At 56.2% G+C, this 12981-nt stretch carries 11 protein-coding genes and 1 pseudogene; 2 read left to right on the top strand and 10 right to left on the bottom strand.

What is annotated here, in order from left to right:
• Positions 1 to 113: 113 nt before the first annotated feature.
• From PAF20_RS04560 to PAF20_RS04570, 3 genes are all read right to left on the bottom strand, one after another.
• The gene (locus PAF20_RS04560) at positions 114 to 593 is read right to left on the bottom strand and encodes an SRPBCC family protein (protein WP_271072552.1); all 480 of its coding nucleotides are present in this window, start codon (positions 591 to 593) and stop codon (positions 114 to 116) included.
• 321 nt (positions 594 to 914) lie between these two features.
• Positions 915 to 1571, bottom strand: a complete 657-nt coding sequence (locus PAF20_RS04565; RefSeq protein WP_271072553.1) for an HXXEE domain-containing protein — start codon at positions 1569 to 1571, stop codon at positions 915 to 917.
• A gap of 286 nt (positions 1572 to 1857) precedes the next feature.
• Positions 1858 to 2298: a hypothetical protein gene (locus tag PAF20_RS04570; protein WP_271072554.1), complete on the bottom strand. Its 441-nt coding sequence runs from the start codon at positions 2296 to 2298 to the stop codon at positions 1858 to 1860.
• Between the two features lie 45 nt (positions 2299 to 2343).
• Here PAF20_RS04570 and PAF20_RS04575 point away from each other — a divergent pair, with 45 nt between their 5' ends.
• Positions 2344 to 2670, top strand: coding sequence for a hypothetical protein (locus PAF20_RS04575; protein WP_271072555.1), 327 nt, complete (start codon positions 2344 to 2346; stop codon positions 2668 to 2670).
• A gap of 243 nt (positions 2671 to 2913) precedes the next feature.
• Here PAF20_RS04575 and PAF20_RS04580 read toward each other — a convergent pair whose 3' ends face one another.
• From PAF20_RS04580 to PAF20_RS04610, 7 genes are all read right to left on the bottom strand, one after another.
• The gene (locus tag PAF20_RS04580; protein WP_271072556.1) at positions 2914 to 4536 is read right to left on the bottom strand and encodes a DUF927 domain-containing protein; all 1623 of its coding nucleotides are present in this window, start codon (positions 4534 to 4536) and stop codon (positions 2914 to 2916) included.
• Between the two features lie 239 nt (positions 4537 to 4775).
• Positions 4776 to 5495, bottom strand: coding sequence for a hypothetical protein (locus PAF20_RS04585; protein WP_271072557.1), 720 nt, complete (start codon positions 5493 to 5495; stop codon positions 4776 to 4778).
• Positions 5488 to 5706 carry a helix-turn-helix transcriptional regulator gene (locus tag PAF20_RS04590; RefSeq protein WP_271072558.1) on the bottom strand — a complete coding sequence of 73 codons (219 nt, stop codon included), beginning with the start codon at positions 5704 to 5706 and terminating at the stop codon, positions 5488 to 5490. The genes PAF20_RS04585 and PAF20_RS04590 overlap by 8 nt, the downstream gene beginning before the upstream one ends.
• Before the next feature lie 217 nt (positions 5707 to 5923).
• On the bottom strand, positions 5924 to 6892 hold the full coding sequence (locus PAF20_RS04595) for a hypothetical protein (RefSeq protein ID WP_271072559.1): 969 nt from the start codon (positions 6890 to 6892) through the stop codon (positions 5924 to 5926).
• 25 nt (positions 6893 to 6917) lie between these two features.
• Positions 6918 to 8102: a tyrosine-type recombinase/integrase gene (locus PAF20_RS04600; RefSeq protein ID WP_271072560.1), complete on the bottom strand. Its 1185-nt coding sequence runs from the start codon at positions 8100 to 8102 to the stop codon at positions 6918 to 6920.
• 508 nt (positions 8103 to 8610) lie between these two features.
• Positions 8611 to 9216, bottom strand: a complete 606-nt coding sequence (locus PAF20_RS04605; protein ID WP_271072561.1) for a hypothetical protein — start codon at positions 9214 to 9216, stop codon at positions 8611 to 8613.
• 71 nt (positions 9217 to 9287) lie between these two features.
• Complete coding sequence (locus tag PAF20_RS04610; RefSeq protein WP_271072562.1) at positions 9288 to 11672, bottom strand: DEAD/DEAH box helicase family protein; 2385 nt, start codon at positions 11670 to 11672, stop codon at positions 9288 to 9290.
• Here PAF20_RS04610 and PAF20_RS04615 point away from each other — a divergent pair.
• Positions 11672 to 12979 (top strand): annotated as a pseudogene (locus PAF20_RS04615) (terminase gpA endonuclease subunit); the annotation flags it as partial. The gene PAF20_RS04610 and the pseudogene PAF20_RS04615 overlap by 1 nt on opposite strands.
• Positions 12980 to 12981: the final 2 nt, after the last annotated feature.

The raw sequence follows: 12981 nt of genomic DNA on the forward strand, positions 1-12981 counted from the left end.
GACAAAAACGTACGGGTTTGGGCCCATACTGCGCTGCGGAGAACGTCCGGAAGGAGCCCTTTTTGCAGTTCACTGCACATAGCGCGAAGGGCCGCAGTCCATCTTGGTTCACTTCACGGCGATTCTGCATCGGACAACTCAGTCTCAGACCGTTTCGCCCGCATGTCCGCAAGCATTTGAACGCGCGGTTCATGCCGCTTGCGATACAGAAACCGTGCCCAGAGCGCGAAGGCCCATGACATCCAGCCCGCGTCGATTTCAACGACGTCACGCAGCTTGGATCCTGACTGCTGCGGTTCCACGGTCAGAGTGTGACGCCACGATTTGACGCCTGCGCCCTTTTCAGAAGACCGCAAAATCATTGCTTCGTCGTCGCATTCCAGGACTTCCATGAAATACGGCTGAGGCGGTAACTTCCCGAACAGCGACACCTGCACGGTAATTCTCTGGCCTTGGTATACGCGACCGCTCGGCAACCCTTCGAAGCTGACAACCCCATCCATGATTTCCCTGAGTGCATCGAGGTCCGTTGCCAGCGCCCAGACCTCCTTCGCCGGTGAGGCGTATTCATGTTCGAGGATGACAGTCTTCACAGTCGCTCCTGTGGTTCAAAAAGCTATCCCTGCTTGATTGACCTAAACCAAACATCTGCGCAACCGCAGCGAAAGCCAGCTCTGTCCCGCACTGCCGAACTTCATCCTCCGATGATGCTGCGCGATGGACGAATGGCCGGTCTAGTGAAGCTGCACCGCGGCGATCGGCAAGGGACTGAACGGCAGGTCAGGGCCGGAGTGCGCTGGTCAGGGGCCGCCCAGGACCGTTGCCGGCACCAACGCCAGCAAATCGACGTTAAGAGCCCTAAGTGGACGATGCTGCACGACGCACAAATGGCTGTTTTTGAAAGGTCACCGGTGCTAGGCGGCAGCGCGCAGCACATTGGTGTTCAATGTGAGGCCGGCCGAAGCAATCAAAACCAACGCGAGAGCGACAATGAAAACGGCTGCTTCCCGTCTAGAGAGGCCAAATCGCTGCAGCAAGACTGGTGCAAGCGCCCAATAAACGACGCTTGTTAAGAGGCCGGGAAAGTATTTGCCTCCGATCACGGCCCAAAGTGTGTGCGTTATTGCGTTGCCAACAACGCCATACACTGCAAAGAACAGCATTGGCACCAAGAGGAAGCGGTAGCTCAAGAAAGTGACACCCACTGCCGACATAAGGAAAACGGCGTAGGACCCCATATTAAAGGCAACAAAGACGATATTTGAGATTGGTTCGCCTTCGTAGACCAGCGGAAACTGTGTTTGAAAATCCGCCTCGAATTCCTCGGCGAAGTGGAGGAACTGAATGGCAAGAGCCAACGCAAATACTGGTATGATCTGTCTGGAGGTGGGGATCGGGCGCCCGGTCATCGTGAGACGAAGGTAGATAATCCAGCTGACAATGACCCCAGGTACGAACGTGACAATGAGTGCGTGACCGGGGCTTGCAAACGTAAAAACTGTCGCCATTGCCAGCGCAATCCCTGTGCCGACGCCGAGGTCAATGTTGCTCGCTTTAGAATTATCTGCCATCGCGCGGAATATATTTTACCCCCGCAGCGAAGTCATTCAAAATAGTCACAAACAAACCTGTTGCAGACATTGCGCAGCCCATCCTGAGCGGCAACAAAGTCTGCTTTGTCCGCACAGCAGACCCTCATTTTCCGAGAGTGCTACGCGATGGACGAATGACCGGTCTGGTGAAGCTGCACCGCGGCGGTCGGCCAGGGACTGAACGGCAGGTTAGGGCCGAGTGCGTTCCATCCAGCAGGGCGGCAATTCTGGCCGGGATCTTGCTATTACACCAGTGAGAGCCCGATCATTCCTGCGGGGTGACATCACGCATGCCCTTCTGGATCAGCATCGCCACCTGATCGGCGGTGAACTTGAAGTTCTGGCCATCAGGGACACGCTGCGCGGAGATCGGGTATTTCGGCCTGCGTGGATCAATGCCAGTGATCCGGAAGGTGTCACGACCGGTGGTGAACTGACGACCGTAATCGTCAGCGGACAGACCGAAGGCCTCGGCGAGGGCCTCGAAGCGTATCCGTTCCGGGTCAAGTACGGTTCCGTCGGGAAGCGGAATGGATACCCGGAATCCCAGATCGAAGCCCCAACGGAAATCCATGCCGGTGATTTCATTCGCCTCGACGGCGAGACCGTGCCGAGACGCAACCTCGCTACAGGCCTTCAGCATCTCCCGCTGAAGGCGCTGGCAGAGCGCAGGGGTCAGGTTTTTCGGCGGTCTGGTGTTTGGCATGTTTGCTTCGGATTCTCGGTGCGGCAATCCTGCACATCCTATGGCATGAACAGGCAAGCATCAAACCCGCCGCAGCGCTGCCCAACCGGGCTTTTTTGGTTGTTCCTTGCCAGCTCAGTCGAAACTGATATTGCGCAACATGATTGCGAAATGGCCGCTTCGCTCGTTGAGGGGGAAAGTCTCCAGAATCTTTTTGGCGCGCAGTTCGAAATTATTAAGGTCTCCTCATTGAATCAGGTTTCGAAGACAGACAATAGGATAGTCTGCATGGGAATGGTCACCCACAGCGGCGGGGAAGAAAGGATTCGAATCACCGTTGAAAACGGCTCAAACGCTACTGAAGTGCTCTTTCGCGTGGAGCCACTTTTTTGATGCAGGGGGCTTGGGTCGTGCAGGCCGGACTAGGAAACCAACCCACGCCCCTCACATGGCCTTTGTCATGAATGGCCATGTTGTCGCCCGGCTGACTCCATTTACCGCTTCGAGCTGCCGCGCCGCCCGTGCCGAAAGACGAGACGGGGCCGGGCTGCCTTTCAGGTCGACAACCCCAAGGACGGTCGGAAGAAGATAGGGGGCGCATCTCGCGCCCCCAAATCGATAAAGGTCGAATAACGTTCAATCCAACCAACAGGTCCGGAGCGTGATTTCATAGACCCTGCCGTCAATCGGTACATATGCCGGTGGCTTGCTGCCTGATCGGGTGTGCTTGCCGCCCTCACCTTTGACGTGACCAAGGTCACGCAACATTTTCAGCTCGGACGTAGCCGATGCCCCAAGCATGCCCTTCAGTTCATCCATCTTCATGAAGACTCGCGTAACTCCGCCACCTTCATCGACCCGAAAGCCCACCGCATTGGCTAAAACTGAGCGTTGCGGTTTTTTGCCGTCGACGATGCATGGTATGCGATCACTATTGGCCCTGATCAGGGCGACAAGGCGCTTGACGACCGGCGCACCAAAGCAGCAATCCATAGCCGCCATTTCACTGGCTTCATCGTAAATAGATTCGCATGCCCTTCGTATTGACGTCTTCTCGGTGGGCCAGATACCCCATGAGCACGCAAGCCATCCCGCAGCGAAGCTTAGTGCTATAGTCGTTGCGATTCGATTGGGCAGGTGCGGCGACTCTGGCAGTTCGTTGTGGAATTCATCGATAAGCTCGCATACTTCCGCAGAAAACCCCTCGCTGTCTTCTTCGCAGGCCGCGATGATTTCGGCGACAAAGGCGCGGCTGGCAGTACCATAGAACTGATTGGCCGCGTTTCGAAGGTCATTTAGCATCCGGTTGTGTTCATCCCGCGTCAGTTCATCGCCCGAGAACACTCGGTCCCCGACGTCAATGCTCAGACACCGGCTTCGTGCCGCATCCGTAATCGGTGAAGCGGCCTTGGCGCGATCCACGAGACGCTGATTGCCGGTTAGAAGCAGGGCGTTTCGGATCGGCTGTGCCCGCCCGGTGGCACCATAGCGCAGGCGCTCATCGCGCGACGTATGATCGAAGAACAGCTTCAGGTTCTCCTCAACCGACTTGTCAAGGATATTGGTTTCGTCGAGGAACAGCAGGCTGTCGCAGGCCATACGCTGCACCGGCTTGAAACTTGCAGGTGTCGCATTTGCCGTCCGACCGATGCCAATGTCGCCCGCAGGGTCACCGCCAAAAATCGATCCAATACCCATGGCGATCGTGCTCTTTCCGGCTTCACGCGAGCCGAAGAGTTCGACAATCGGGTTTTGGGGCGAGGGCTGAAGCTTGGCAATAAGCAGAGCCGCAAAACCATAGCCTAGCAGGAAGGACATCAGGTGCTGGCGCTTCAGCAAGGGTGCAAGCGCGTTCTGCCAATCCTCCAACTTGCCCGACGTCCCGAAGGCCGGGTCAGGCGGGAAAGCGACGATGATCTCGGCATCCAAGGTATCACCCTTCTGCACCTCACCGTCGGGATGGACGTAAACGAGGTCGGCGATCCAACCGGGCTGGGTCGCCACGATGGCGGTGTCTGGCACGGGGTGGTTCTGGAGCTTTGCCTTCAAGTCGCTTCGGGCCGGTGTCGTCAGCAGCGGAATGCCAACTTCAGCCAGTTCTTCAAAGATCCGCTTTTCGTCGGAGACCAATTCGGACAGACAAACCCAATGCTGTCGGTTGCCGCAAGTCACAAGACAGAACGTCGCGCCTTCGTCAGTTTGGACCGCTCGTGAGACAATGACGTCTGAGTAACGCTCATTAGTTGCCGTTTTTTTCATTTCTCTCTTCCTTTAGGATATGCGGGGATATCGGGGATTTCCCCGTTTTCCCCGGTTTTTCGATGACAGTTGAAATTGGTTTGGGCGGGCGCTGCGGTTTCAATCACATCGTGTGCAGTTTACGACCAACACCCGCCCAAGTAGCCCGCCAAGGTCTCAAACAGGCCGCTCAAGGGCCCTAACAGGGTTTTCAATCAAAAACCTGAAACAAGCCTGCATGATGCCCTTGATGAAGAAGATCATGCCGACCCCCGACATGCAGTTATCAATGTGATCGACGCCGGGTCATCATCCTTTGCCTTGCGGGCACGCTTCAACCCGATCAGGATCAACGGGTCCATGACTTGAAACCTGCCGAGAGCTGCATTCAGAACCGCAGCATCCGGTACTGAGAGTGGCTGGTCGACGCTGTCTCTGTAGGAGTTACGATACCCCGATTTAGGTATGGCGATATAAATGGAACGAAGGGTGAAGAAGTTTTTATAGACATAAGGCGCGACGATATCGCTCAGAGTGCCCGGTTGGATTGCCTTCTGCTTCACAGGAACGAAGACATTATTTTCGGGGTCGCGAGGGTATTTCGCCTTCAGGACCCGTTTTTCCTTTTCAGTCAACATCCGGGACAGGATCAGGTGAAGGTGAACTGACCATTTACCTTCGCCATTTTCGAAGACGTTGAGGCTGAAATCGACACACCCTGCCGCAATGCAGTCCACAGGAAGGCAAGCAGCGATTCTTCGGCGATGTTTCAGGACAAACGCGTTCAGGTCGAAGTCAGCCAGTTCGTCGCTCGTATACTGCGCATCTTCGGGGATGACCGTGATAAAAGCTGGCTTTGCGTAGGGGTCAAAGACCTTAACGAACTCAGCCGAGACATTGGCTTGGGTGCGCGTGCGGCATTCGATACACCCGAGGCTGCCGCAATAGCAGTCGAAGGCTGCAAAAAAATACTTAGCCATCGTTGCTCACCCCCTTGCTTTCGATGAAGTCGAGGATGTCGCTTTCGCGCCACACGCTGATGCGGGGACCGAGCTTCAAGGGTGGTGGGATTTCGCCGGCTTTGACCTTCAGGTAGAAACCTGACCGACTGATCGGCAGGATGCCGTCGGGGCCGATGATTTGTGCCAGCCGCAGGTAGCGATTAGAGCCGATAGTTGTTCTGTGTTCCACGCAATCCTCCTTATGTTTTCATGGACACAAGGAAACTGACAGGTGAACAGGGTTTGTGGAATTACCCCAAGGTGTAGTTAGGGACCCTAATTATGCGTTAGGGTGTCAGGATGCACCCCACACCACTGCGCGCTCAATCAGATATTGGCAGTGGCGTACGGTCGCCACTGCCCGGACATGAACAAAGCCTATGGTACTAGAAGCCGCGCCCCTATGATTATATTTGGGTGCCTATTTTATGAACATCCTCGATTATTTCCTTTTCCCATTTTAAAAGATCTGGTTTTGGGACTCGAATATTCTGGACAGTGATTTCAATTTCTTTATATTTCTCAGCCTCTTTCAGGTACTTGCTTTCTACCGAATTTAATATTTCCGTGGATAAGTGGGATGATACTTCCAACCACTCGCTCAATTTATTTCTCATAATTTCCTCGTCGCGAAGTCCTTTGGTTGAGATTTTTTTAAATGCGTCGAGTAGAGATCCTTCTGAACACTCAACTAGAGAAGCTGCATACCACAGCACAACATTTCCGCCGTATTCGCTTAGCTTACGTTCCAGCGAGTTCTTACCCAAATATTTAAATCCCATACCCTCTGAATTTGAGAGTTCACCACAGGAGTTGTTATTATTTTTTTCACTTTCGAACTTTTTCAGCACCTCATAAGTTCTCCTAAGGCTGATATCGTAAGAGCTATCTTTAAGTCCAGCTGTTTTCACATAATGCATCACTTGGAAAAACTTGAGGAAGTTTTGAATGTCATTTTGATAATTACGTACTATATATTCTGAGGTTCTACTTAGATGAGAGTCGGAGTTTAAGTTCTTTATCCCGCCAAGGGGGTAATAGACCTTATTGAGAAAATTCCTCAGCTTTCCCGAGCGCAATTCAGCATCTACCTCGCTGCGCCTGTCACCTTCAGCTTTTAAAACTGATCTTTCATGTTTGGCAAGAATTAAGCGCATACGCATTCGCACTGCGTCGTGCCGTAACTCGTGATCGTGAGGGGCGACAACCCATGCAGACAGAGCTGAAAAATACACCTCGTGAAGGTGGTTTATGCTACCCATATCCTCGTCAAGGATCTCTCGCATTACTGCATGAAAATTAAAATTTCTATAAGCAATCGTTTTGAATTTTTTTCGTTTCGGTCTGCTTTTGCTGTCAACCTTGGATTCAGTCATCGGTTGTTCCCTTTCGTTGGGACGATCATGCCCGCCTCGTGCAAAACGTTTCCCATTCATTCATCATTTCGCGCCTTCGATCCAACATATCACCCCGGCGATAGGCCGCCTCAACCCTATCCTTGACTGTGTGCGCCAGAGCCATTTCGGCAAGCTCATTCGGGTAGGTCGTGGTTTCAGCCACCCAATCGCGAAACGATGACCTGAACCCGTGCGCAGTCACCGGCACCTCCATACGCTTCAGCATGGTCAGGAACACCATATTCGACATCGGCTTGACCAGCTTAGTGCCCGGGAAGATGAATGGGGTATCTAGCCCGAACTGGCGAATTTCGGCGACGATGGCCTGCGCCCGGGCTGAGAGCGGCACCCGATGTTCACGACCGGCCTTCATGCGTTCGGCTGGGATTGTCCAGATTGCGGCTGCATCATCGATTTCGGGCCATTCGGCAAGCAGGGTCTCCGAAGTCCGAGTCGCTGTCAGGATCAGGAATTCGAAGGCGAGTCGAGCGATCTTGCCCCGGTTGTCACTTCGCCGCAGGCGCTGAATGAAAGCCGGGACTTCGGCATAGGGCATCGCCTTGTGATGTTCCTTCTTGCCGGACTGCTTCGGCAGCCCTCGCTCGATAGCGTCAACCGGGTTGCCATCTCTGCGATACCCTGCCGCCTTGGCCCAGTCGAAGACCGTAGATATCCGTTGCCTGACACGTCGCGCAGTTTCAGACTTGTCGAGCCAGATCGGTGACAGGACGCGGAGGATGTCGGCTGACTGAATGTGGTTCAGCTGCATCTCGCCGATTATCGGCATGGCAAAGGTTTCAAGCGTTTTGATCCATTGCTTCGCGTGTTTCTCGCTCTTCCACGTCGCCTTGGATTCGGCATGGACCATACGAGCGGCTTCAGCGAACGTCGGCACGACATTCCGTGCCTTTCGCCGTTCATCAAGAGGGTCGCCGCCCTCACGGGCCACCTTGCGATAACGAACAGCCAGTTCACGGGCTTCGGCAAGGGGAACCAGCGACACGCTTCCCAGCCCCATGTCGCGCCGCCTGCCATGGACGACAACGCGCAGTAGCCAGCGCTTTGCGCCGGTATTTGACACCACCAGATAGAGCCCGTTACCGTCTGGGTAGCGGCCGGGCTCCGATACTTGCCGCACCTTCAGGGCCGACAATTCCTTGTCAGGGTGCTGACCGTATCGTTTCGACATACCAACCTTCGAGCCCCACAAATGAACCCACATTTATGTTGCGATTGGGCTGGATGTCAATGGACTGTGCTGCATGCTAATTTTGCGTAAGGCCCTGAAACTCCAAGAGTGATGGACGATGGTGGATGTTGGTGGGAACTAAGTTGACGGACTCACCGTCCGCCATGATACATTGATTTTATTGAATAATTTCATATTTTCTTGATGCTACCTGCCATCCAACCTGCCATTGAAAAAACGCTTGTGAACCGGGGCAGACCTTCATTCACAGCACTGAATGCTGGCGAGACTGAATGAATCGGGCCAGTGCATCCAAGAACGACGCCACTCCTATGCGGTGCAACCCGTTGCAACCGTGCCTGAAGTGATAACGGCAGTTTAGAATACGGTCACAAAATAAGCGGTGCATTGCATTCCGGGTTCACTGAGAACTGCGCATGTCGGAAGCGAATGACAGTTTTCGGTGCAACCCGTTGCAAAATCCGCCTTGCTCGATGCTCATTTCGTTTCAGAAAGGGCTGCTGAACTGCGCATGTCGGAAGTGAACGCACATGCCGGGACGAGATAGCACCCCTTTCGGGGCGATGTAGCTGCGGATGATCCGTTTCGGCTTCTCGTGCCAGCCGATGTTGAACGCGCAGAGCCGGGGATAGAAGCAAAGCTCTGAATACGGCAGATGGTGATGTATCCACCACGCCAGCGACCGCCAGTCCTCGCCTTCGGCATAGCGGTCGGCAAACCACGGGATGGCTATGCAGGCCATTGCACCGCAATGTCCCTGCTTGTCGCGGACATCCCAGATGTGGCGCGCATGGTTTCGTTCGTTGCTGGCGCATCTGTAGCCCTTGCGGTTGCCAATCTTATTGATCTGCGCAGACCGATAGGCCGAACGGATGGCGATGCGCCCGAAACGGTCCTGAAGCGGTTCCAGCAGGTCTTCGCAGAGGCGCTTTCCGGTGTAGATGGCAAGCAGGGGGTCGGATGGCAGGTTGGTGATGCCTTCAAGCTGGCTGATTTCGCTGTGCAGGAAATCCCGCATGTAGAAGCTCTTGGAAAGACGTGTCCTGCCGAAATTCTCGATGTCGCGGAGGGTTCGGAACTTGTGCGCGGCCATGCCATGATTTTCTGGTGGATACGCAGAACCTTAGCACATTCCCGAGGGCGGTCACTCCTTTTCGATAGCTGTCAGACCCCCAATGCCTGTTTTTCGAATGCAGCTTTGAAATCGGAGTTTGTCTGCCCGGTCTCGTTGAAAAACGGCAGACCAAGAACCGCATAGTACCGGCCTTGGAATACGGTCTCAAGTCTGGCCTTGGCTTTCAGTTGTGTCAGGAAGGCCTGTTTCCAATCGTCCTGCGGGCGCAGATGGTTGCCTTTGGGTTCGATGAACAATTGCAGAATCGTGCTGGTCTCGTCCTCCTTCCGCCGCAGAAACAGGACAAAATCCGGTTCAAACGCCCGTCCGGTATCGAAGTCGAACAGCTTCACCGCCTTTTCATTCCGCAGCAAGTAGAAGTTGTCGTAGTGTTCCCGCAGCCGGTCGGCCTGATCGTTCATGTACTTGATGAAGTGCTTTTCCTGATCCGTGCCGTAGCTGTCATCATAGGCGTGCCAGTCTTTGCTGCCGAGGTCGATCTGATCCAGACCCGGCACATTGCTTTCGGTCCAGCTTAGCCCGGTTTCGCCCTCGATGCGCAGCTTCAGCACCTTGTCGGTGAAGCGGTCGCTGATCTTGTAAGGCTTAAAGTCCTTGGTTCCGATATATTCCACGCTTTCGCGTTTCACGCCGCTTTCGATCTGGTGCAGCACGTATTGCGTGATATCCCGCTTTTGCCGTGCCGTCAGATTGTCCAAGTCATCGGGCAAGGCCCGCACAGATACCGTTACGCCGCCCAGATAAGTGTCCGAGGTCACAAACTCTGATGTACTGGCGAGTTTCGGGAAAAAATCGCGCAACTTCGCGAAGTGAAAGAAATCATTCGCGTCCATGGTGAAGCTCAGAGTGGCTCTGCCGAAATCGGCCAGCTTGAGGTCGCGCGAGATGGGTTCCCTGCCGGACGGCTTCAGCGACAATTGCCCGCCGCCAAAGGCAGAGGCTTCCGTCACCCGGCCCGTCATCAGATTCGGATAAGTGAAATGGCTGTCGATCTGATAGGCACTCAGCCCGGTCACCTCGTCGCGCGGGTTCTTCACCCTGTCGTTCACCCAGACATGATCGTTCAAATACAGCGATGTCTGTCTGAAGCTGTCCTTCAGTCTCAGCCGCACCGTGCGGGCGGTTTCATCCAGCATGCCGGTTTCGCGAAGGGCATTGCGGATATCCTGAATGTACTTTGGGTTATGAGAACAGTGGTAATGCAGTTCTTCCAAGGTGCGCAGCGGGTTGTCCACGGCACTGTCATACTTGCGCTTTTCCGGCGCAGCATCCGGCTGGTCCGGGGCGAAGAACGGAAAATAGCGCGCCCCGCGCCCGATCAACTGCGCTTCGGCCATCGTGGTCTTGCCCACCTTGTTCGCCTTGCCGTCGCGGGTGTCGTAGAGGCGCACAATGTCGAACAGGTTCAGAACGTCCCAGCCCTCGTTCAGCTTATCGACGGCAAAGATGACCCGTATCTCGTTGTTCCGGTCTTCCAGCGTGTTCAATTGAATCTGCTGCGTTTCCAAATCCTTGGGGTTGTTGACGTTCACTACCTTCTCGGGGGCGAAATCCCCCTGAAGCTCACGGGCAAAATCCGCGCTGCTCATGGCCCGTTCGCCCATTATGAAGCCGAAGGCGCGCGAAAGCGTTTCATCGCCCTCTGACGCCCCTCTGAGGGCGTCCAGCGCGTCACCGGAAAGGCCCTCAACCATCGCGGTGAACGCCGCTTCATTCTCGGCGCTTTCCTTGATCGTCTTGGACTTCATCAGAATCACCGGCTTGCAGTGAATCCCCTTCACCTCGGCCACCTTGCGGCGATACTGGCTTAACACAATGGCCTGCATCATCCGTTCCGCAGGTGGCAAATCGGCCTGCCGCAACTCGATATCCTTGGAATAGCCGTCTTCCCGAAACTGCCGAAGGGAATAATCATACAGAATCTTGTCGCGATATTTTGCCCGGATAGCCTCATGCCCAAGGTCAACGGTCGCAGTAAATTCCAGCAGCATATTTTCAGGGTGCTGGCCGAAAATCTCTGAAACCGTGCCTTCCCAACTGGCCTTGTCGTCAGCCTCGCTCTTGGTCAGCGTATTCTTGGTCTCGGCATTCACGTGGTGGGCTTCATCCGAAAGCATCACCACTTTGTAGTCGCGGAAGTCTTCGATAGTGACGGCGTTTTCTTTCGGCTCCATCATCCGCCGGTGCAGACCTTGGATTGTCGTGAAATGGATATTGATCGCATCCCCGCTGGCCGCTTCGAAGGTCTCGACGGCACGGACATCCACGGGCTTGTCGTCAATCCGCACCTGCGGCGCGAAAAGATGTTTGGCCGAGGCCGGGTTAAGGAAGTTTTCCTTGGTTTTTTCGATGATCTGGGCGGAGTTCACGAAGAATAGGAAGTTGCGATAGCCGCGCCGGTAGAGATCAAGCATCGACCCCGACGATCCGAGGACTGTCGCGCATCGAGCGGGAGTTCGAGGCGAGCGACCAGCGCCGGTTCTTCGTGCCGTGCCGACACTGCGGCCATGCGCAGTGGCTGAAGTTCGACCGGCTACGCTGGCAGAAGGGGCGCCCGGAGACGGCGGAGTATCACTGCGAGGGCTGCGAGACGCCCATCGCGGAGCACCACAAGACGGCGATGCTGGAGGGCGGCGAATGGCGGGCGACCGCCACGGCCGCCGATCCGACCACGGTCGGGTATCACCTCTCGGCACTCTACTCGCCGATCGGCTGGCTGAGCTGGGAGCGGATCGTGCGGGCATGGGACGCGGCACAGGGATCGGGCGAGGCAATCAAGGCGTTCCGCAACACCATCCTCGGCGAGACTTGGGTCGAAACCGGGGAAGCACCGGACTGGCAGCGGCTCTACGACCGTCGCGAGCGCTGGACATCCGGTACGGTGCCTGCGGGCGGGCTGTTCCTGACGGCCGGGGCCGACGTGCAGAAGGACCGGATCGAGGTCGATGTCTGGGCCTGGGGCCGTGGACTGGAAAGCTGGTTCGTCGACCATGTCGTGATCGAGGGCGGGCCCGACCGGCACGACGCGTGGTCGGAGCTGACGGCCTTGCTGGATCGAAGCTGGCCGCATGAACGCGGCGCGCATCTCAGGATCGCGCGGCTCGCCATCGACACGGGCTACGAGGCCCCGGCGGTCTATTCCTGGTCGCGGGCACAGGGGTTTGGGCAGGTCTCGCCGGTCAAGGGCGTCGAGGGGTTCAATCGTTCCAGCCCGGTGTCGGGGCCGACCTTCGTCGATGCGACCGAGGGCGGGAAACGCCTGCGGCGTGGCGCGCGGCTCTGGACCGTGGCGGTGTCGACCTTCAAGGCCGAGACCTATCGCTTCCTGCGGCTGGCGCGGCCGACCGAGGAGGAAATGGCCGACGGGGCGGCGTTCCCGCCCGGCTCGGTGCACCTGCCGCACTGGGTCGAGAACGAATGGCTGAAGCAGTTCGTGGCCGAACAGCTGGTGACGGTGCGCACGAAGCGCGGCTTCGCGCGGCTGGAATGGCAGAAGCTGCGCGAACGCAACGAGGCGCTGGACTGCCGGGTCTACGCCCGCGCCGCCGCCTGGATCGCGGGCGCGGACCGATGGCCTGACGAGAAATGGCGCGACCTCGAGGATCAGCTCGGGGCCGCCCCAACCGACACCGATCCCGCCGGGCAGATCAACCGGCCGGGACAGGCCCCGCAGGGAAAGCGCCGCTCCGACTGGCTCGGGCGGCGTGGAGGATGGTTCTGAAC

Source organism: Paracoccus albus, assembly GCF_027913035.1.
Classification (GTDB): Bacteria; Pseudomonadota; Alphaproteobacteria; order Rhodobacterales; family Rhodobacteraceae; genus Paracoccus; species Paracoccus albus.